The organism is Candidatus Bathyarchaeia archaeon (assembly GCA_041447175.1).
Lineage (GTDB): Archaea > Thermoproteota > Bathyarchaeia > Bathyarchaeales > Bathycorpusculaceae > JADGNF01.
This window is the reverse complement of record CP166960.1, coordinates 2,066,326-2,086,847: the sequence shown is the minus strand read 5'-3', so window position 1 is coordinate 2,086,847 and position 20,522 is coordinate 2,066,326. Positions and strand designations below refer to the sequence as shown.

Here is a 20,522-nt window from a genome sequence, read left to right as displayed (position 1 = left end):
GGCAACGTTGTGTCTATAAAAGCATATCGTTAATTCGCCGCTTGTTGATTAGGACGAAAGGGAAATGAACAAAAAAAACGCACTCTACGCCGTCATAGCCATAGTTGTTATTTTAGCCGCCGCATTCACAGTTTATTTCACCCAGTTTGCCAGTCCCTCGGAACCAAGCTCGCTTCCTGCTGGTGAACCGCCACAATGGCAAATCCAACTCACCGGCGATGTGGGGCAAGAAAAGTCAATCACTCTTCAAGAACTTACCCAGATGCCCCTCACCAATGTCACCGCCGATTTTACTGGCGAAAACGTCACCTACGTGGGTGTGCCCTTCTACGACTTCTGCAATCTCACAGGCATTGGGTGGGATGTTGGGCCAATTGACGTAATCAGCACCGACGGCGCCAAAGCCACCCTAAACATTTTCCACGCCTACAACAGCAGTGCATACCCCTACTACTACACCAACAACATAATCACTTTGGTCTTCGTGAAAAACGGGGAATGGCTGACCAGCGAAACAGGTGGGCCAGTGCAGCTCATTGCTCCTTACTTCCCCATGGAATACCAAGTCCAAAACGTTGCCGAACTTAACTTTAAACCCTGGATGATAACCATAACCGGGCCAGAAATCTCTAACCCCTTGACCATAACTCGCGCAAACCTCACCAGTTTCCCCACCACCACCGTGTACGCGGAGTTTGCGCCCAGCGTTAAACGTTGGTCAAACTGGACTGGCATGCCCATCATGGAGCTGCTGGACATGGCTGGCGTGTCCTCCAGAGCCGAAAAAATCGTCGTCAACGCTGTGGACGGCTACACCAAAAACTACTCCTTCACCCAAGTTCAAGACGGTGCAATGATGTTGGGGTGCTTCGAAAACGATATGCCCATGGCACACACTGAAGGCGGACCTTACAGGCTTTTCTGCCCGACAGACCAGTACAAGTGGGCACAGTTCTGGGTAAAATTCGTCACCGAAATCATAGTCTACTAGCCCACCCCAAAAAGCGTTGATTCACCGGTTAATGTTTAGGTTTAAATACCTAAACTCCACATGAAATAACATCACATGAGGAACCTACCATGGACATAGGCGGATATTTCCAGATTCTCATCGGCGTTTCCATGTCTGCTACCTTTGTCACGCTTGCAATTATACTGCTAGATGCGTACTACGGTAAAGACGAGGAAAAAGAAGAAAAAGACTAACCAACCCACGTTTCTGCTTTTCTTCTTCTAACCACAAACAAAACCGCACTTATAGCTGCAATAATTAATCCGATGAGGATGAGCCATGCTGCGTCTGGACCTGAACCAAAGACGATGGGAAATGGTCCAATGAAAATGACGATGCCTGTGCTGGTGGAGCCGCTGCCGCTAAACGCCGAAGAAGCCCCAATGAGCAGCATGCCTACTATGATGATGCCAAAACCCGCGGCGAAAACCCACCCCCATTTACCAAACCCTGTTGAGGTTTGCTCTTCCACGCTTTCACAGTTTTCAGTTTTCATTTTTTGCTTACCTCAGTAGAAAATAGTAAATTAGCATGGCGGCAACCAGCAGTGCGGTTAACGCCACTGAAAGCGTCAGGATGGTTTTGACGGATTTCTTGTCTGACCCAAAAATGATGGGCACTGGACCAATGATGATTGCGCCTGCCGTTTTCGTTTCGCCCTTCTTGCCCTGTGTGATGCTTATCAAAATCACGGCGGCAACCAAGACTAAGATGCCTACAAAAATCAGCGTAACGCCCAAAGAGTAAAGCGTTGCAGCATCCACTGTCTGTATCCTCCGTGTTATTTCAGAGGTTGATTCTCTAATAAACCTGCATCTGCTTGTTGACCATAGCCGTTCTGGGTTTGCTGCAACGACCTTTAAAACTTACGCCGCCAAATATTGGTACGGCGCTTGAGTCCTCATGACCCCCGAAGATATAATCCAGCAAATCCTCACAAAAAAACCCGAAGTTGGGCGCGAGCAACTGATGTTTCGGCTTTCGGTTGCCCGCAACATGACGGGAGGTTTGATTGCGGACGCGTCGCTTTTGAGGATGATTGCCGCAGAGTTAGGTGTAGACGTAGCAGGCGAAGAAGGGGTTGCGACTCACCGGCTTTCTTTGGGGCATTTGGTTGTGGGCTTAAACAACGCCACCGTTACGGGACGCGTGGTGGCGGTTTTTCCTGTGCGGACTTTTGAGGGCGCCAAATCTGGAAAGCTGGCAAGCGTCACCATCGTGGACAACGATGGGTCTGTTCGGGTGGTTTTGTGGAATGAGAAAGCGGACTTGGTTGAGGCTGGCGAACTGAAAGTGGGGCAAATTGTCCAGTTCGCCCACGGCTACACCAAAGCCGACAAATACGGAACCCCCGAGCTGCATATGGGAGACCGAAGCAGCCTAGACCTTAACCCTCAGAACATCAACCCTGGCGACTACCCAACAATAAGCAAGCTCGCCACCAAACTGGACCAAATAACGCTTAATTCGAAGAGTGTGACGGTGGAAGGCAAGGTCACCGACGTGTTCTCCTCCTCCACATTCACCCGAAGCGACCAGACTGCCGGTAAAGTGTTGCGTGCCAAAGTTGCCGACGAAACAGGTGAGGTGGTTGTGGTTTTCTGGAATGAGAAAGCCGACGAAGTGGAAACCAAGCTTCGCCGAGGCGCCCCCATCCAAATTGTGAATGCCCGCGTAAAACCCAGCCAAAACAACGAAGTTGAAGTGCACGCGGATTTCTCCACTTACGTTGATGTTTCGGAGGTGCCGCTGGATTTGGTGAAAATTGGCGACTTAGCTGAGGGTTCCGACGACGTCTGCGTGGAAGGCGAAGTGGCTTCAGTGCCTTTGGCGCGAGAAGTTAAAACTTCCAAGGGCGAAACGGTGCGGTTAGCTTCGTTTGATTTGCAAGACGAGACAGGTGTTGTTCGGGTGACAGCTTGGCGAGAACACTCCGAAACCGCAAGCGAGCTTATGATTGGCGAAAAAATCCTGCTGGAAAACGTTTACGCCAAAATGGGTTATAGTGGAAAAATGGAGTTGTCGACGCGGTCGGCAACCGTTATTCGTCGAATATAGTTAGGCTTGGCGGATTTTTTGCACTATGGCGTCAGTCATGTCGGTAGTTGTTGCGGTTCCACCAAGGTCTGCGGTGCGTACCTTGCCTTCAGCAAGCACGTTGGTGACGGCTTTTTCGATTTTTGCTGCTGCTTCGGGCTCGCCTAAGTGTTTGAGCATAAGTGCCGCTGCCATGATGATGGATATGGGGTTGACGCGGTTCATGCCCGTATATTTTGGTGCGCTGCCGTGGACGGGTTCAAACATGCCGTAGGTGTCGCCGATGTTTGCCCCCGCCGCTAAGCCCAGTCCGCCAACGACTTGGGCGGCTTCGTCGCTTAGGATGTCGCCAAACAGGTTGCTGGTGACCAAGACATCGAAGAATTGTGGGTTTTTGATGAGTTGCATGGCTGCCGCGTCGATGTGTTGGTCATCCACGGTTACGTCGGGGTACTTTTTGGCGACGGTTTTCATGGCGTCTTTGAATATGCCGTCCGTGACACGCAAGATGTTGCCTTTGTGGACGTAGGTGAGGTGTTTTTTGCGGGACTGCGCCAGCTTAAACGCGAACTCTGCCACCCGAGTGGAGGCTTCGGTGGTGATTATGCGGTATGCGATGCCAACGCCGGGTGCGACGGCAAATTCCGCGCCTGCATATAGTCCTTCAGTGTTTTCCCGCACAACCACAAAATCCAAGTCAGGTTTAATGGACTCTACGGAGGGGAAGCTTCTGCAGGGTCGTACGTTGGCGTAGAGGTTGAAGATTTTGCGGATTTTGACGGCTGCACTGACGGGGGCGCCTGCTTCTTCGGGCGTGGTCATGGGGCCTTTAAGGCATGCATCGGTGCGTTTGAGCAGGGCGATGGTTTCTTCAGGCAGGTTGGTGCCGAATTTTTCAATACAGTGGAAGCCTGCTTCTCCGTAGAGGAAGTTGAGTTTAAATTCCGCTTTCTCTTGGATGGCTTCCAGGACTTTTATGGTGGCGTCGGTTATTTCGGGTCCAATTCCGTCGCCTTTGAGAACTGCGATGTTGTAAGTTTTAGACATGGGTATGACCGTTTCTGTATTTGTGGGCTTGTAAATATTTGTTACTTCTTTGCCTGTTGATTTATTTGGTGGAACCCGATGTTAAGCGAAGGTTGTTGATGCTTTTGTATACCGCCGGGTTTGTCTGTGTGTTTCTTCACTGTTTTTCTGTGTGGCGCCCGTTTTGGGTTGTATTTTTGATTTGGGCGTTGAAATGGGGTTTTTCTGTGGTTTGAAACGGCGCAAAACGGCGTGATTCGACTGAATTGGGCTAAAATCGGCTTTCTGACCCTTAACCTCAAATAATGCGCGGAGATTCGCGTTTGGACTCCGATGATGCGGATGATTTTATTTACCGCTGCGTTAACCTTTTTTAGGTGAAACACAAATGCCGCTGTTTACTGCCAAAAAAGAAGTCTACCATTGGCTTAAAGAAGGCAAAAAAACCATAGACGTACGCAAAGGTAACCCCCGCAGCGGAGAGGTAGCCGTTTTTCAGTCAGGCAGCTCTTACCTGCGGTTCTCCATAGTTAAAACTGAAACCGGCAAACTACACGAAGTCATCCGCGCCGACAACTACCTCCAAATTATTCCCCCCGCCGAAAACCTTCAAGCCGCCCGCAACTACCTGCGCGGCATCTACGGCGACTACGACGGGCTCTTCACAGCCTACCATCTTGCCCCACCCAAATAGGTGCTGTCCGCTGAAAGAAATAATAACGCCCGCTCCTGCCTTTGAGTCATGAAACTGGTCAGCGCGTGCCTGCTGGGCGTTAACTGTAATTTTGAGGCAAAAAACTGGCAACAGAAAACGTTGCTGGAGGAGTTCGCCAAAGGCAACCTGTTCCCTGTATGCCCCGAAGTTTTAGGCGGCTTAACCGTACCCCGTGTCCCCGCCGAAATCCAAGGAGGCGACGGTGGCGATGTTTTGGATGGAAAAGCTTGCATGGTGAACATGGATGGCGTGGACGTAACAAGCCAGTTCTTGAAGGGCGCCCAAGCAGCTTTGAGCATCGCAAAAAACATCGGCGCCACCGAAGCCCTGCTCACCGAACGGAGTCCTTCTTGTGGTTGCGGGAAACTTTTTGATGGCACCTTCTCTGACAAGTTGGTAGATGGGGATGGGGTGACGGCGGCGTTGCTGAAGCGAAACGGCATCAAAGTATCCGCCATCAAGGTTTAAGTGGCTGTCAATTGTTATGCGCCGCGTAGGACAATCATGGTGTTGGTTTTCATTACGCCTTCGACGCGGCGGATTTTCTCTATTCCCTCGTTAACTTCAACCACGTTTATGCCGCTGATAACCACCACGATGTCGTATTCGCCGGTGACTTCGTAGATGGTTTCTACGTTGGGGATTTTCTGGATTCTTTTGGAGACTTCTTGTGTTGGCAGGGATGGGCTGACAGAGAGCAGGGCGATGGCTTCGGCGCCTTCTGTAACCCCCACTTTGATGGTGAATTTTTGGATGACTCCTGTGTCGGAGAGGGTTTTGATTCTTTTTCTGACGGCGCCTTCGGATAGGCTGATTTGTTTGCCTATGTCGATGTATCCTGCGCGTCCGTCATCTTTTAGGATTTGGATAATTTTGCGGTCTACGTCGTCCAACAGTGTTTCCTCGTTGTACTGTTGGTTTATTTGAATTTAATGATTTCGTATTTTCTGGTGGTTTTTGATGCGTTTTTCGTTGTGTTTGATGTGTGAGCTGAGTTTTTTCGGAAGGGTCCTTGCGGGTGGCGCTGTTTTGATGTCTCATTTGGGACATTAGAAGCCTAATGTGTTGCAAATAAGTCGCAATGTTTAAAAGAAACGCGAGCAACTCACACTGATATTTCCAAAAATAAAGTGAGATAACCAAAATGAGTAAAGAAACAGCAAAATTGGAAACTAACGAGGTGAAGGCAATGAAAGCTAAATGCCCCGATTGTGACGCCGACCTAGACGTTCCACAAGACACTGCCGCAGGGGAAATTCTAAGCTGCCCAGGATGCGGACTAGAACTTGAAGTGAAACAAGTTCACGGTGGATGCGTTGACCTTCAGGAACTGACTCTGGAAGGAGAAGACTGGGGCGAATAAACAGTATCCACACAAAGCACTTTTAACACGCTTCGGGATACACCAGCAACCCTCTCCCAAATATTTGTTTAAATAACTTTTCAATCGGAGGCAACAGTCTGTGAGCATTGGTCTTCTTTATGAACGCTCCGAAAACGACGAAAACGGCATCAAACTCACCGCCCAACAACTCGGCATCGACCTCACATTCATTCCGTTCCGCAAAATCGCCGTCTCCATTGGGAAAACGGGCTTTCACGTCGCCAGTAAGGGTAAAGACTTCACTCAAACCGTCAAAGACGTGACCGTGGTTCTTAATCGGGCGCAAAGCAAAAACCGCCGCCTCTACGCCGCCCACACCATGGAGTTGCTCCAGAAACAGGTCATCAACCCCTCGTGTGTAGAGTTCACGTGCTACAGCAAATTCCGCACCCTCATGCATCTGTGGGCAGCAGGCTTACCCATTCCCCAAACCACCTACGTCCCCTGCGACCCCTACGACACAACCAAGGACGGCAGAAAAATCCGCAACGAACCCGACATCGCCGACCTATTGGAGCAAGAAATCGGCAAAGAAGTGCTTGTTAAACCCGATGCAGGCACCCACGGCAAAGGCATCGTGCTCTCCAAAACCCACCAAGACCTCATCACAAACATCGGACAAACCGAACCCTCAATCATTAACCCCGTGGGCATCGTTGGGCAGGAACTCATAGACAAATGGTTCTACGACCTCCGAATAATCGTTTACAAAGAAAAACACAAAGACCCCGTATGCCACCCAGTCGCCCTGGCACGCGCCAGCTTTAGCGATTTTCGTACCAACACCTTCTTGGGCAACTTGGTGTTTGACGCCAAACTACCCCAAAACATCCGCGAGCTTGCATCCCGCTGTGGCACCGCTCTGGGCGGCGGACATGAAGCTTGGGTTTTTGCCATGGACGCCATGGTTAACGTGGGCGAAAACAAAAACGCCGACGACCAAGCTCTTAAAGCGGAGGCGGAAAAGGCAGCAAAGGCGTGGGGCGACGTGCAGAAGGTTAAGCGGGATGAAACGCGGCTGCGGGACTTCACGGCTTGGAATCTGCGGCTGGAGGCTGCAGTTAACAGCTATAAAGCCACTGAGCCTTACGCTAAAGTGAAGGCAATAATTGAGGAGAACGTAAAGGCAAATTGTGCCTGCGTCGTTTTCCATGAGGCAAATTCATGCCCCGAGTTTTGGGAGCAAACCCGAACCATAACGGGCATGAACGTGGCAATCCCCCTTCTAAAGGGTGCCCAAAGCCTCCTTTAACAGTCACACAGACACAACACAGGAGAAAATGTATGATGCGAATTGGTATAATTGGCGGAACAGGCTACGTCGGCGGAGAACTTCTCCGTTTGTTGCTTCTGCACCCTGAAGTAGAGGTAACCATGGTTACCAGTCGGCAGAGCGCAGGAGAATACGTCTTCAATGCACACCCTAACCTGCGCGGGTTAACCCAACTTAAATTTGTTCCCATGGACATCGGGGAGTTGCAGAAGAACTGCGACCTCATCTTCACAGCTACCCCTCACGGCGGTAGCGTAAACCTTGTGCCCAAACTGCTCGAAGCAGGACTCAAAGTTATTGATATGAGTGCGGATTTTCGCCTCAAAAACCCCGCCGACTACGAAACTTGGTACGGTTGGAAGCACGCCCACCCCGAACTGCTCCAAGAAGCCGCTTACGGTATGCCTGAGTTCCACCGAGAAGAAATCAAGAAAGCCCGCCTCGTTGCCTGTCCTGGATGCATGGCGTCGGCTGCCATTTTCGCGTTGGTTCCTCTCGTGAAGGCGGGGTTGGTTGACCCCAAATACCTTGTGGTTGACCTTAAAGTGGGCAGCAGCGGCGGCGGCAGCAAACCCACACCCGCATCGCATCATCCTGAGCGGTTTGGCGGCGTGCGCCCCTACAAGGTTGTCATGCACCGCCACATAGGCGAGGTTGAGCAGGAAGTTAACGCCTTCACCAGCGAACCCGTGAAGGTCGGGTTTACCCCCCACGCAGTGAACATGGTGCGAGGCATACTTGCGACGGTTCACGCGTTTCCCAAGCAGCCCCTTGCTGCCAAAGACCTCTGGAAAGCCCTCCGCTCCACCTACATCGACGAGCCCTTCATACGCTTTGTCAAATACCAGAAGGGGCTCTACCAGTTGCCCGACCCCAAAGTCACCTTGGGCACCAACTACTGCGACTTGGGCTTTGAAATTGACCCCCACACCAACCACCTGCTCATGTTCAGCGCAATCGATAACATGGTGAAGGGCGCTTCTGGCCAAGGCGTACAATGCCTCAACCTCATGCTGGGCATTGACGAAACCACGGGCCTAAAAAGTACGGGTTTTCACCCGATGTGATCTGCCATGCTGCTTGTAATTAAGATGGGTGGAAGCATACTCAAAGAAGGCGCCTCAAGCGACCTAGTCTCAGACCTCAAAACGCTTCTTGCACAGCACAAGGTCATTCTGGTTCACGGAGGGGGCGCCGAAGTTACCGAAATCTCGAGTAAACTGGGCAAACAGCAGCAGTTCCTCATGTCGCCGGAGGGTTTTCGAAGCCGCTACACCGACAAAGAAACCATCGAAATCTACACCATGGTCATGGCAGGCAAACTCAACAAGCAAATCGTCCTTGCCCTGCAGAGCCAAGGCATCGCCGCCGTGGGGCTTTCAGGGTTGGATGCGGGGATTTTGCAGGCGGAACGCAAAAAACGCCTCATAACCGTAGATGAACGTGGACGCAAACGCGTCGTGGATGGCGGCTACACCGGCAAAATCAATCAAGTCAACGTCGACCTGCTACACACGTTGCTGGAAAAAGGGTACACGCCGATTGTGACGCCTATAGCCCTTAGCGAGGAGTTTGAGCCGCTCAACGTGGACGGTGACCGAACCGCCGCAGTCATAGCTGGAGTCCTCAAAGCCGACAAACTCATCCTCCTAACTGACGTTGAAGGCTTGATGCTTAAAGGTGAACGTATTCCCAAGATTGCCGCTGCCGAAGTCCGCGAAGTTCAAGGCCGCATCGGCGCAGGCATGAGTACCAAAGTCCACGCCGCCACCGAGGCGCTTAACCAAGGGGTTGGCGAAGTTCTTATTACTGCGGGCACGGGCAAAACCCCCATCTCAGCCGCTTTAAACCATGAAACAGGAACGGTGATTACGTGATGAATGAGCAAGAAATTATAGACGCTGAAAATCGGTTGATGGCTAACGTTTTTGGCAAACGCCAAATCGTCATCACCAAAGGCAAAGCTGCCTCGCTCTGGGACATCCACGGAAGAGAATATGTGGACTGCATGGGCAGCTACGGCGTTGCCTTGCTGGGGCACTGCCACCCCAAAATCGTCGCCGCCATCCGCGACCAAGCTGAACAGCTGATTTGTTGCCACGGCAGCCTCTACAACGACAAACGCAGCGAGTTTCTCCAAAAACTCACCTCCATCACGCCCAAGGGCTTGGATAAGGCGTTTTTGTGCAACAGCGGCGCAGAATCCGTTGAATGTGCCATCAAGCTTGCCCGCAAATACACGGGTAAACCCGAAATCATCGCACTTATGGGAGCCTTCCACGGAAAAACCATGGGCGCCCTCTCTGCCACATGGGACAAGAAGTACCGTGCCCCCTTTATGCCGCTGGTTCCCGAAGTCAAACATGTACCCCCAGACAACCTCGACAAACTCAAAGGCGCCATCACCGACAAAACCGCCGCCGTCTTAATGGAGCCCATCCGCGGCGAAGGCGGCATCCGCGTCCCCCCCGACGGTTACTTGCAGGGCGTGCGGGAACTTTGCACGGAAAAAGGTGTCTTGTTGATGTTTGATGAGGTACAGACCAGCTTTGGACGAACGGGCAAGCTTTTTGGATGCCAAAACTGGGATACAACTCCCGACGTGATGACGCTTGCTAAACCGTTTGCTGGTGGGTTGCCCATTGGCATGACCGTTGCCACTCAGGAAATCATGTCTGCCTTTAAAGTTGGCGAGCATTCCACAACGTTTAGCGGTGGACCGCTGGTTTGCGCTGCAGGCTGCGCCGCCATCGACGCCTTGCTTGAGGAGAACTTGGTTGAGAAAGCCGCGTCTATGGGTGGCTATTTCAAGGGGCACCTTGAAGGGTTAGCGGATAAGCACAAGATGGTTAAGGAGGTTCGCGGGTTAGGTATGATGCTGGGCATGGAGCTGCGCTTCGACGTTTACAATGTCCTCATGAAATGCGCCCAGAGTGGCGTGCTTATCTTGGATGCAGGACGCAACGTGCTACGGTTCCTGCCGCCGCTGGTCATCACTAAAGAACAGGTTGACAAAGCCATAGCGGTTCTGGATGCAGTTTTGGAGGAAGAAGAAAATGCAAGAGCAAACTCGAGCAGTACGGTTTCTAACTAACCTGCTGGGCATCTACAGTCCCTCTGGAAAAGAGGAGACCATCGCGGCTTTTTTGGCTAAAGAAATGAAGAAAATGGGGTTCCAAGTGGGCATTGACGCGATTGGCAACGTGATAGGCGTGGTCGGCGAAGGGGAACCCACCATTTTCCTATGCGGTCACATGGATACCGTGGAGGGGTATTTGCCGTTGCGGGTGGAGGAAGGCAAAATCTACGCCCGCGGCGCAGTCGACGCCAAAGGACCCCTTGCTTCGATGATTGTGGCTGCGGCTCAGGTTGCCAAAGACCCCGCGTTCAAGGGGAAAGGCAAAATTCTGGTTGCCAGCGTTGTCGAAGAGGAAGCAACCAGCCGAGGCGTGCGCCACATGATAACCCAAGGCATACAGGCGGACTACGCCGTGTTTGGGGAACCCAGCGGGGTCGAAAACATAACCATCGGCTACAAAGGGCAAATCCAACTCAAAGTCATCTGCAAAACCGAAACAGGACATGCTTCCACCCCGTGGCTCTACGAGAACGCCTTAGACAAGGCTTACGAGTTATGGCAGCACATAAAAAACAGCTACGAGCCGCTGGAGAAAGCTGAAAGCCCCTTCTACGCCATAACCGCCTGCCTCACCAAGCTCACAGGCGGAAACGCCACCTCCGTGATTCCCTTCGAGGCAGAAATGTACATTGACATACGGGTGCCTCTGCCTTACACGACGGCGCAGGTGTTTGAGCAAACCCAACTCGTCATTGCCCAATATGAGCAAGCAAACCCCAAAGTCACCCTAAAAATCTCCGTGGAAGACACAGTGGAGCCCTTTGAGGTTAACAAAAGCAGCCCGTTGGTGCATGCTTTGTCGGCGTCGCTGCGTCGGGTTCTGGGTAAACCTGCCACGTTGCTGCGGAAAACGGGCACTGGCGACATGAACATTTTGGGGCACGCCATGAACATGCCCATCGTCACTTACGGACCCGGAGACGGACACCTTGACCACACGTTAGACGAGCATATTGTCATAAGCGACTACCTCAGCGCAATTGAAATCTACAAGGAAACCCTCCTCAAACTCTCCCACCTCTACAACCGAAACGCCAAACTCCAAGGACAAAACCATGCCTAACCTAATGGACCAGTACCGTTGCCCCACAGGCGAAGACGGCAAAAAAGTCGCCGAGTCAATGAACCGCGGGCACGAACCGCTGACCCTCTGGGGGCTATCACACTTAACCATCAAGCCTAACTGGGCAATTTTGGATGTGGGCTGCGGAGGCGGCAAAACCCTCAACCGACTCGCCCAACTGGCACCCAAAGGCAAAATCTACGGCATCGACCACTCCCCCGACATGGTGAAGTTCTCCAAAGAAGTCAACCACGAACTGATTGCCCAAAACCGCGTCGAAATCACCCACGGCACCGCAGAACAAATCCCCTTCCCCGACGACTCCTTTGATTTGGTGACCGCCATCGAAACCTACTACTTCTGGAACAACTTCCCCGCCGCTTTAAAGGAGATACAAAGGGTGCTCAAGCCCGGTGGGTGGCTGCTTTTGGTAAACGAGATGATTCAAGACGGCAAATACGAAGTTGAAAATTCAGAGCTGATTGAGCAGACCCATGTGCAGCTCATTCCGTTGGCTAGAATCCAGAGGGCGATGTGGCGGGCTGGTTTTGTGGCGGTTCAGGTTTTCACGAAAGTTGCTTCGCCATGGAACGCGGTTCTTGCCCAAAAACAATAGTTAAAATAAAAAAGACTTTTGCTTCTCCTTCAGACTTTTTTAGAGTTTGTCGAGCTGGAACGCTTCATGAATTGCCTTAACCACAGCGGCGCCGTCTTTTTCTTTCACCACAAACGATATGTTGAGTTCGGAGCTGCCCTGTGCAATCATGCGTATGTTTATGCCTGCGTTGGCGACGATGGCAAAGATTTTGGAGGCTATGCCGCGGGTGCCTTTCATGTTAGCGCCCATGACCGCCACAACAGCCACGTCATCCTCGGCGGTGACTTCGCTGACTGCGCCTCGGCCCAGCAACGCGATTTCCAGCGTGCTTAGTGCTCTGCCTACGAGGCTTCGGCGGATGACCATGGAGATGTTGGCTTCTGAAACCGCTGTGGAAACCATCATGATGTTAATGTTGTTTTTGCCCAGCACGTCAAAGACTTTGGCGTAGCTGCCTGGCGCGCCGACCATGCTGGCTCCGTTCACGTTTACCATGGCAACGTCTTTAATGAGGGCAACCGCCTTAACCGCGCCCGTGGACTTGGCGTTTTCGGCGTTCGTTATCAGTGTGCCTTGATTTTCTGGGCGCATGGTGCTGCGGATGCGGACGGGAATTTTTGCTTCAATGACTGGTTCGAGTGCGCGTGGGTGCATGGCTTTGGCGCCAAAAATTGCCATCTCAGCTGCCTCTTGGTAGCTGAGTTCAGGAAGCATTTTAGCTGACGGGATGATTTTGGGGTCGGCGGTCATGATGCCGTCTACGTCGGTCCATATCCAAACCTCATCCGCGCAGAGCGCCACACCAAGAATGGTTGCGGTGTAGTCGGAACCGCCTCGTCCGATGGTGGTAGTGACGCCGTCCTGTGTCGCCGCTATAAATCCAGTAACTACAGGAATGACGCCTTTTTCCAGTAATGGTTCCAGCCGCTCTTTTAGCAGGTGGGTGGTGACGTTCATAAGGGGGCTGGCGTTGCCAAAAACGTCGTCAGTCACAATGCCCGCGTCTTTGCCCGTAAAACATTCTGCCTTTTCTCCGAGGTCGCGCAGGGCACCCCAAACAATAGGCGCCGATAAACGTTCTCCAAAGGACAACACATAATCCTTCGATTTAGGCGTGAGTTCCCCCACATAACAGATGCCCGTGAGAACTTTCTCCAGCTCCCCCACGGCTTTCTGGGTAATCTGTTCAATTTCTTTTTGGAGGTCTGGGTTTTTTACGGCTTCAGCGATGGCTTGGGCGTGTTTCTGGTATAGTGCGGTGGTGAAGTCTTTGATTTGCTGTTCGGTGCCTTTGCAGGCTTGGCTGGCAACTTCAATAAGGCTGTTAGTGACCGTGGATAATGCAGAAACCACAACTACAACCTTGTTGCCTTGTTTAGCGTTTTCTGAAACTAAGTTTGCCACGTGGCGGATGCTTGTGCCGTTGCCTACGCTGGTTCCGCCGAACTTCATAACTATCGTTTTGCCCATCCATTTCACTTCCGAAGCACTGTTGCTTCTGTTAGGAGAGTAACTGGTTAGCTAAATTAGTTCTGATGTCTAATAAGTCTCTTAGCACTGCGCTTGCAGTCTCCATGCCGCCTGCGCCTCTGCCTACGATGGTTTCTTCTCCGGCAAACTCGGAAACAAAAGTCACCGCATTCAAAACACCACTCACGCAGAGAGGGTCGCGTTTGCTAATTTCGGTGGGCTCTACTCTGGCTTCCCCATCTACGCTGCCAACAAGTTTGATGGTGTTTCCCCGTGTAGCCGCAGCTTCGAGGTCTTGGGCGGTGACGCCGCGGATGCCTGTAACTTTAACGTCTTTAAGGGTTATTTTGCGGTTCATAATCCAGTTTGCCAAAATCACAATTTTGCATGCAGGGTCTATGCCGTCCACATCGTTGGTGGGGTCGGTTTCCGCGTAACCCAACCGCTGCGCGTTCTTTAATGCCTCTTGGAAGCCTATGTGGTTTTCTCCCATCTCCGTGAGGATGTAGTTGGTGGTTCCATTAAGTATGCCCCGGGTCGCCAAAATTTTGTCTCCTGCAAGGCATTTTTTGGCGAATTCCAACACGGGGGTGCCGCCGCCGACAGTGCCACTAAAACGCAGAAAAACCCTGTTATGGTCCGCCAACTCAGTCAAGGCGGGAAACGCCAATGCTAAAGGGCCTTTGTTGGTGGTTACCACGTGTTTGCCTGTTTTGAATGCTTTTGTGATGTGGGACAAGCCGGGTTCGCCGTTCTGGACGTTGGTGGAGGAGGCTTCAACCATGACTTCGGCTTCGACCTCTTCGATGGTTTGCAGCGGAGACATTTTTGGGTGCCCAACGTTGGGGTCAAGGGACACGGAGCCTTTTTCCTTCTTGAGCTTTAGCATGCGCTCAAAGTCTAAACCTTTCTCGTCGATTGCTGCACCGCCCTTGTCCACGATGGCGACGATTCGGGGGTTAAAGCCGTAATCCCTGATGGTTTCCAGCCGTCGCCTAAGCAGTATGCTGGTTAAGCCCTGCCCGACAACGCCGTAGCCCACAAGGATGATTCTCACTTTCACTTCACCTGTGCAGCAGCAATTTGTGCTTCGCCTTTCAGACCCAGCGCTTTTTCGATGGCTTCCGTTTCCGCTTCAACCTCGATGGGTTTTTCGCTCATCTTGACTGCAGTGTCAGGGTCTTTAAGTCCGTGTCCTGTGGTTACGCAGACAACACGTTCGTTTTTGCCTATGACGCCCTTGTTGACCAGCTTAATTAGCCCTGCTATGGATGAGGCGCTTGCGGGCTCCACAAAAATTCCTTCTTCGCGAGCCAGCAGTTTTTGGGCGGCGAGGATTTCGTCGTCAGTTACGGTTTCGGCGGTGCCGTTGCTGTTGCGGATGGCGTTGACGGCTTTTTTCCAGCTGACGGGGGCGCCGATGCGGATGGCAGTCGCCACGGTTTCAGGTGCCTTAACAGGAATCATTTCGTTGCTTCCTGACTTTATCATCTGGGCGATGGGTGCGGAACCTGCGGCTTGGATGCCTGTCATTTTGGGCAACTTGTTTATGAAGCCAAGCTGGTGGTATTCGGTGAAGCCTTTCCAGATGGCGCTTATGTTGCCTGCGTTGCCAACGGGCACGACGATGCGGTCGGGGGCTTCTCCGTCGAGTTGGTCGCAGATTTCGAAACCCAACGATTTTTGTCCTTCCACACGGAACGGGTTAATTGAGTTAAGCAAGTAAATGCTGGGGTGCTTCTCAGCCAACTTTAAAACCATGTCCAGCGACTGGTCAAAGTTGCCGCGGACTTGAAAGACTTTGGCGCCGTAAATCATGGCCTGCGAGAGCTTGCCGTAGGCGATTTTGCCTGAAGGGATGAGCACGGTACACTGCATGCCTGCTTTTGCCGTGTACGCCGCCAACGCCGCGGATGTGTTGCCAGTGGAGGCGCAGATGGCGTTTTTGGCGCCTAGCTCGTTGGCTTTGGAAACGCCCACGGTCATGCCTCGGTCTTTAAAGCTTCCCGTAGGGTTTTCCCCTTCGTTTTTCACGTACAGCTGCAACAAGCCAAGCTTTTTGCCCAACTTGTGGCAGGAATGTAGCCCTGTGCCTCCTTCGTTAAGGGACACAATTTTGCTTACGTCGCCGATGGGCATGAGTTCTTTGTAGCGCCACACAGAAAGCGGCACGTCCCTCCAGTTGCTCTTCTCCAGTTTCTCAGCTATTTCCTTGAGGTCGTATTTGACCTCCAAGAGGTCCCCGCATTTTTTGCAGAAATAAACAATCTCGTTTATGCCGTATTTGGCTCCACAGTTTATGCATTCTTGATGTGTCACGTTTTCAATTCTCCAGTAAACATACGCCTGCGCCCGGTTTGGTGGCGAAGGCTGTTGCTTCAAACTTGGCTGACTCAAAGCCTGCTTTCATGGCGGCAGCAACTTTGTCAGCGTCAGCGGTTTTTTTGTTAACTACCGCAAGCATTGCGGGTCCTGCCCCGCTTATGGTTACGCCGCATGCACCTGCTTTAAGGGCGTTTTCTTTCACTTGCTGATACCCAGGGATTGAGGCTGCCCGTGCAGGCTCAACAATCACGTCTTCCATGGATTTACCAATCAATTCTACGTCGCCTTTGGCAAATCCGCTGACCATGGCGGCTGCGTTGCCCAAGTTCTGCACCAACTTGCCGATGGCTACCATTTTGGGCACAACCGAGCGGGCTTTGGCGGTTTTATGCGGCGGAGTTACCATATGGGGGAAAGCCACACAAACTTCCATGTCGGCGGGGGCCTTCAACTTGACGGTTTCCAAGGGGTTGTAGGACCGTAAGATTACAAAGTCGCCGCATATCGTGGCGGATACATTATCTGCGTGTTCGGAACCCGCGGATGCTGCTTCGCCTTTTGCGGCAAACTGTATGAGCTGTTCTTGTGTTAGTTTAAGGTCAAAGAGCTGGTTTATGCCAAAGGCTACTGCCGCGGCGGATGCGGCGCTGCTTCCCAAACCTTTGCTTGGCCAGATACCTTTGTTGATGCGGACAGTTAAGCCAGAGTCCAGCTTGAAATGCTGCATCATGTATTTTGCGACAACGCCTGCAGTGTTGCGTTCGGGAAGCTTTGAGATGGTTCTTGCCTGCACTCCGGCAACTTTAATTTTGATTTCTTTGTCTCTGTTCAGAGTTAAAGTTACCTTGTCAGTTGGGTATTCTAATGCTAACCCGAAAACGTCAAATCCCGGTCCCACGTTGGCGCTTGTGGCGGGTGACTTTAAGGTAACTTGATTTAGTGGCGTTGTTTCACCCCAGCTTCTGCACAACTATTCGGCTGTAATTATTAATACTATTGTGTGACCCCAAGCGGTTTAGCCCACTAAATTTGTGAGTGTTTCGTACGTTTTCAGGCTGTCTTTTTTCTCCACGACGATGATGGTTTCGGTCCAGCAGGAAACGAACTCTACGATGTTCACGTTTGCTTCCGCCAGCAAGGCAGTCAAGAAGGAAACAACTCCGACTGTGGCTTCTAACTCTTCAGGGGAGTTAATCACAATCATGGTGCAGTTATCGTGTTTTACCAATGTGCTTATTCGCTGAGGTAAGTCTGCTCGGTCTAGTAGGTACACGTATTTATTTGGCAGGTCAACTTTTAAGCCGTTTTTGAGGGCGATTTCTTTGGCGGTGATTATGACGCTTTTTCGGTCGTAGACTGCAACGCCGCTGCGTTTGAGCAGTTGGAGTACTTTTTCTTCGCGTTTTTGTTTGTGGCGTTGGAGTTCCTCGGCGAATCTTCGTAGGGCGGCTTTGATGGCGACGGCGTTTCCTGTTTTGAGTTCTTGTTGGATTTGGCGGCTTAGTTCGCTGAGGTTGACGATGCCTTTTTCTAAGGCTTCGAGGAGGTAGGGTTTGTTTCGCAGGTAGCTGCGGACTTGTTGGGCGATGGTCACAAACCAAAACTGTATCATTTAGAACATTTAAAGCTTGTTATGTTACAAAAAAGTCGTAATGTTTAAAAACGCTGTCTGGAAGGTAAGGGGAACAATTCGCGTTTCAATAACGGGTGAGCAATATGCCAGAAAAATTCGTCCTAGCTTACAGTGGAGGATTAGACACCTCCGTCCTCATCAAATACCTGCAAGAAAGATACGATGCCCAAGTCATAACCGTCACAGTTGACGTAGGGCAACCAGAAGACTTGGCAGCCGCAGGTGAAAAAGCCAACAAACTTGGCGTCCTCAAACACTACCACGTAGACGCCAAAGACGAATTCGTCACCGACTACATCTACCCCGCCATTAAAGCCAACGCCCTCTACGAAGGCAAATACCCCATAAGTACCACCCTGAGCCGACCCCTCATTGCCAAAAAGATGGTGGAAATCGCCCAAAACGAAGACGCCACAGGTTTGGTTCACGGTTGCACAGGCAGAGGCAACGACCAAGTCCGTTTCGACATAACCCTCAGCTCCCTTGCACCCGACAAAAAAGTCCTCGCCCCCGTCCGCGACTGGGGCTTAACCCGCGACGAAGAAATCGAGTACGCCAAAACCAAAGACATCCCCGTCTCCACCGCAGCAAAAAAATTCAGCATCGACGCCAGCGTCTGGGGCAGAGCCATCGAATGCGGGCTGCTTGAAGACGCCAGCCAAGAGCCCCCTGCAGAAGCTTATGAGTGGACGGTTGCTCCTGAAGAAGCGCCCAACACGCCCGAATACGTAACCATCCAGTTCGAGGCGGGTATTCCTGTCTCGGTTAACGGCGAAAAAATGAAACCCCTCAAACTCATAGAAACCCTCAACGAAATCGCGGGCAGAAACGGGGTTGGTCGCATAGACCACATTGAAGACCGCCTTGTCGGCATAAAATCCCGCGAAGTCTACGAGTGCCCCGCCGCAATTGTCCTTTTGGAAGCTCATAAAGACCTCGAAAAAATGGTTATGACCCGCCATGAGGTTCTCTTCAAGCAGCAAGTGGACGCTGAATGGGTCTTTTTGGCATATGCAGGGCTGTGGGTTGACCCCTTAAAAGCCGACTTAGACGCATTCATTAACCGCTCACAAGAAAACGTGACTGGCGAAGTTCGCCTCAAACTTTACAAGGGCGGACTCCAAGTTGTCGGACGCTCCTCCCCGATGTCGCTCTACGACAAGAACCTTGCGAACTACAACATCAAAACGTCCTTTAACCAGTCCTACAGCAAAGGCTTCATCGAACTGTGGGGTCTACAAACCCGCATGTACAACGCGCTGAAGCATTCAGCCAAAGCACAGGAAACCGAGAAGCCATAACTCTAACTTTTGGAGGTTTGAGTGTGTCAAAGATTCTACACGGCGGAAGACTCGGCTCAATGCGCATAGACGTTGCCAAGTTCACTTCCTCAATCGAAGATGACGCACGTCTTCTTAGTGCTGTGGTCGCCATAAACAAAGCCCACGTCGTCATGTTGATGGAGCAAAACATAATTGCCAAACAGGATGGCGCGGCGCTTCTGGCAGCCTTAGAAAAAACTGAAGACTTAACCCTTGACTCCTCAATGGAGGACGTTCACATGGCTGTCGAAGAGGCTGTCCTCAAAGAGGCAGGCTCCGAGGCAGGCGGAAACCTGCACATAGCCAAAAGCCGCAACGACCAAGTCGCCACCGCCATCCGCATGACCCTGCGCAATGAGCTTCTTACCTTGCTGCGTTCCTTGACACATGTGCAGGAGCACCTCGTGGAAGTTGCGGAAGAGCATGTGGAAACTGTGATTTTGGAGTACACACACTTGCAGCCTGCCCAGCCCGTAACGTTTGCCCATTACCTGCTTTCGTACGTTGATGCTTTGGAGCGGGACGCGCAACGGCTCCAAAACGACTACACCCGTGTCAACCTATGCCCCCTGGGCGCAGGAGCCTTAGCGACAACCAGTTTTCCCATTAACCGCGACCGCACCGCCGAACTGCTCGGTTTTAGCGGTCTGGTGGAGAACTCGCTTGATGCGGTGGGCAGCCGGGACTTCATAGCCGAAACCCTCGCTGACCTCACGTTAATCGCGGTGAACCTGAGCCGCCTCGCCGAAGACTTCATCATCTGGAGCAGCCCAGACTTTGGTGTCGTGGAGCTTCCTGACGAGTTCACAAGCACCAGCAGCATCATGCCTCAGAAAAAGAATCCTGAGCTTCTGGAGGTTATCCGCGCAAGAGCAAGCGACATCTTGGCAAACTTTGTTGCAGTAACTGCAGCAGTGAAGAGCCTGCCTTCAACCTACAACTTGGACTTTCAGGAACTCACCCCCAAACTCTGGAAATCACTCGACGGCGTCCGCGCTTCGCTTGACATGTTCCACAAGCTTATGCCTAAACTCAAAGTCACAGCAACCGGCGTCCAAGGCAAAGCCCTCAAAAACTACGTCGCGGCAACCGAACTTGCCAACCTGCTAGTACGCAAATACAACGTGCCCTTCCGTTCCGCCCACAAAATCGTCGGCGCCCTCGTAAAACAGCTCATAGACGCCAAATTGACGTTTGCCCAAGCCACTCCCAACATGCTGCAGAAAGCCGCACAAGACTCCACAGGCATCCAACTGGAAGTCGCCGCGGCGGACATTTTGGCGCTTGCGGACCCCTTAAAATTGGTGGAGGCATGCAATGTGAAGGGTGGACCAGCACCGGTTGAGGTGAAAAGGATGTTGGCTTTGCGTGAAAAAATGGTGCTGAGCACCAAATCCAATATATCTAAGATGGACAAGGAACTTGGGGAGGCAGAAAACAAGTTGGGCACAACTGCTCAACAGTATGCCTCACAATTCCGTGGCAACGGAACGTTTAAAAATTATACATGATAGGTAGAATAGGG

The 20,522-nt window shown here is 51.8% G+C and carries 23 protein-coding genes; 14 read left to right on the top strand and 9 right to left on the bottom strand.

What is annotated here, in order from left to right:
• Positions 1-64 precede the first annotated feature (64 nt).
• Both ACBZ72_10805 and ACBZ72_10800 read left to right on the top strand, forming a co-directional pair.
• Positions 65-991 (top strand): molybdopterin-dependent oxidoreductase, encoded by a 927-nt coding sequence (locus ACBZ72_10805; GenBank protein XES76657.1) that lies wholly within the window; start codon positions 65-67, stop codon positions 989-991.
• Between the two features lie 89 nt (positions 992-1,080).
• Positions 1,081-1,206, top strand: coding sequence for a hypothetical protein (locus tag ACBZ72_10800; protein ID XES76656.1), 126 nt, complete (start codon positions 1,081-1,083; stop codon positions 1,204-1,206).
• On the opposite strand, the gene ACBZ72_10795 is transcribed toward ACBZ72_10800, so the two are convergent.
• A complete protein-coding gene (locus ACBZ72_10795) occupies positions 1,203-1,508 on the bottom strand; it encodes a DUF131 domain-containing protein (GenBank protein ID XES76655.1) in 306 nt (101 codons plus the stop codon). The two genes, ACBZ72_10800 and ACBZ72_10795, sit on opposite strands and share 4 nt — an antisense overlap.
• Before the next feature lie 7 nt (positions 1,509-1,515).
• On the bottom strand, positions 1,516-1,776 hold the full coding sequence (locus ACBZ72_10790) for a DUF131 domain-containing protein (GenBank protein XES76654.1): 261 nt from the start codon (positions 1,774-1,776) through the stop codon (positions 1,516-1,518).
• Between the two features lie 139 nt (positions 1,777-1,915).
• On the opposite strand from ACBZ72_10790, the gene ACBZ72_10785 reads away from it, so the two are divergent.
• Complete coding sequence (locus tag ACBZ72_10785) at positions 1,916-3,070, top strand: OB-fold nucleic acid binding domain-containing protein (protein ID XES76653.1); 1,155 nt, start codon at positions 1,916-1,918, stop codon at positions 3,068-3,070.
• On the opposite strand, the gene ACBZ72_10780 is transcribed toward ACBZ72_10785, so the two are convergent.
• Positions 3,071-4,096, bottom strand: a complete 1,026-nt coding sequence (locus tag ACBZ72_10780; GenBank protein XES76652.1) for an isocitrate/isopropylmalate dehydrogenase family protein — start codon at positions 4,094-4,096, stop codon at positions 3,071-3,073. It lies immediately after the preceding gene.
• A gap of 367 nt (positions 4,097-4,463) precedes the next feature.
• Here ACBZ72_10780 and ACBZ72_10775 point away from each other — a divergent pair, with 367 nt between their 5' ends.
• Both ACBZ72_10775 and ACBZ72_10770 read left to right on the top strand, forming a co-directional pair.
• Positions 4,464-4,769 carry a hypothetical protein gene (locus ACBZ72_10775; protein ID XES76651.1) on the top strand — a complete coding sequence of 102 codons (306 nt, stop codon included), beginning with the start codon at positions 4,464-4,466 and terminating at the stop codon, positions 4,767-4,769.
• Between the two features lie 48 nt (positions 4,770-4,817).
• Entirely contained in the window at positions 4,818-5,258 is a 441-nt protein-coding gene (locus ACBZ72_10770) for a DUF523 domain-containing protein (protein XES76650.1), read from the top strand.
• 14 nt (positions 5,259-5,272) lie between these two features.
• Here ACBZ72_10770 and ACBZ72_10765 read toward each other — a convergent pair whose 3' ends face one another.
• The gene (locus tag ACBZ72_10765; protein ID XES76649.1) at positions 5,273-5,683 is read right to left on the bottom strand and encodes an AsnC family transcriptional regulator; all 411 of its coding nucleotides are present in this window, start codon (positions 5,681-5,683) and stop codon (positions 5,273-5,275) included.
• Between the two features lie 251 nt (positions 5,684-5,934).
• On the opposite strand from ACBZ72_10765, the gene ACBZ72_10760 reads away from it, so the two are divergent.
• The 7 genes from ACBZ72_10760 (at position 5,935) to ACBZ72_10730 (ending at position 12,265) form a co-directional block, all read left to right on the top strand.
• Complete coding sequence (locus ACBZ72_10760) at positions 5,935-6,153, top strand: lysine biosynthesis protein LysW (GenBank protein ID XES76648.1); 219 nt, start codon at positions 5,935-5,937, stop codon at positions 6,151-6,153.
• A 100-nt stretch (positions 6,154-6,253) separates the two neighbouring features.
• Entirely contained in the window at positions 6,254-7,426 is a 1,173-nt protein-coding gene (locus ACBZ72_10755) for a RimK family alpha-L-glutamate ligase (GenBank protein XES76647.1), read from the top strand.
• A gap of 35 nt (positions 7,427-7,461) precedes the next feature.
• On the top strand, positions 7,462-8,514 hold the full coding sequence (gene argC, locus ACBZ72_10750; protein XES78680.1) for an N-acetyl-gamma-glutamyl-phosphate reductase: 1,053 nt from the start codon (positions 7,462-7,464) through the stop codon (positions 8,512-8,514).
• Between the two features lie 9 nt (positions 8,515-8,523).
• A complete protein-coding gene (locus tag ACBZ72_10745; GenBank protein XES78679.1) occupies positions 8,524-9,324 on the top strand; it encodes a [LysW]-aminoadipate/[LysW]-glutamate kinase in 801 nt (266 codons plus the stop codon).
• Positions 9,324-10,541, top strand: a complete 1,218-nt coding sequence (locus ACBZ72_10740) for an aspartate aminotransferase family protein (GenBank protein XES76646.1) — start codon at positions 9,324-9,326, stop codon at positions 10,539-10,541. The genes ACBZ72_10745 and ACBZ72_10740 overlap by 1 nt, the downstream gene beginning before the upstream one ends.
• Positions 10,504-11,649, top strand: a complete 1,146-nt coding sequence (locus ACBZ72_10735) for a M20/M25/M40 family metallo-hydrolase (GenBank protein XES76645.1) — start codon at positions 10,504-10,506, stop codon at positions 11,647-11,649. Before ACBZ72_10740 ends, ACBZ72_10735 begins: the two co-directional genes overlap by 38 nt.
• The gene (locus ACBZ72_10730; GenBank protein XES76644.1) at positions 11,642-12,265 is read left to right on the top strand and encodes a class I SAM-dependent methyltransferase; all 624 of its coding nucleotides are present in this window, start codon (positions 11,642-11,644) and stop codon (positions 12,263-12,265) included. The genes ACBZ72_10735 and ACBZ72_10730 overlap by 8 nt, the downstream gene beginning before the upstream one ends.
• A 39-nt stretch (positions 12,266-12,304) precedes the next feature.
• Here ACBZ72_10730 and ACBZ72_10725 read toward each other — a convergent pair whose 3' ends face one another.
• Genes ACBZ72_10725 through ACBZ72_10705 form a run of 5 tightly spaced genes read right to left on the bottom strand, consistent with a single transcriptional unit; the run spans position 12,305 to position 17,654 of the window.
• Positions 12,305-13,717: an aspartate kinase gene (locus ACBZ72_10725; GenBank protein XES76643.1), complete on the bottom strand. Its 1,413-nt coding sequence runs from the start codon at positions 13,715-13,717 to the stop codon at positions 12,305-12,307.
• 31 nt (positions 13,718-13,748) lie between these two features.
• A complete protein-coding gene (locus ACBZ72_10720; GenBank protein XES76642.1) occupies positions 13,749-14,774 on the bottom strand; it encodes a homoserine dehydrogenase in 1,026 nt (341 codons plus the stop codon).
• 2 nt (positions 14,775-14,776) lie between these two features.
• Entirely contained in the window at positions 14,777-16,036 is a 1,260-nt protein-coding gene (thrC, locus tag ACBZ72_10715; protein XES76641.1) for a threonine synthase, read from the bottom strand.
• A 4-nt stretch (positions 16,037-16,040) separates the two neighbouring features.
• Positions 16,041-17,012 carry a homoserine kinase gene (locus tag ACBZ72_10710; protein XES76640.1) on the bottom strand — a complete coding sequence of 324 codons (972 nt, stop codon included), beginning with the start codon at positions 17,010-17,012 and terminating at the stop codon, positions 16,041-16,043.
• A 45-nt stretch (positions 17,013-17,057) separates the two neighbouring features.
• Positions 17,058-17,654 carry an ACT domain-containing protein gene (locus tag ACBZ72_10705; GenBank protein XES76639.1) on the bottom strand — a complete coding sequence of 199 codons (597 nt, stop codon included), beginning with the start codon at positions 17,652-17,654 and terminating at the stop codon, positions 17,058-17,060.
• Positions 17,655-17,758: 104 nt separating this feature from the next.
• On the opposite strand from ACBZ72_10705, the gene ACBZ72_10700 reads away from it, so the two are divergent.
• Both ACBZ72_10700 and argH read left to right on the top strand, forming a co-directional pair.
• Positions 17,759-18,976, top strand: a complete 1,218-nt coding sequence (locus ACBZ72_10700; GenBank protein XES76638.1) for an argininosuccinate synthase — start codon at positions 17,759-17,761, stop codon at positions 18,974-18,976.
• Positions 18,977-18,999: 23 nt separating this feature from the next.
• Positions 19,000-20,508 carry an argininosuccinate lyase gene (gene argH, locus ACBZ72_10695; protein XES76637.1) on the top strand — a complete coding sequence of 503 codons (1,509 nt, stop codon included), beginning with the start codon at positions 19,000-19,002 and terminating at the stop codon, positions 20,506-20,508.
• The last annotated feature ends 14 nt before the right edge of the window (positions 20,509-20,522 follow it).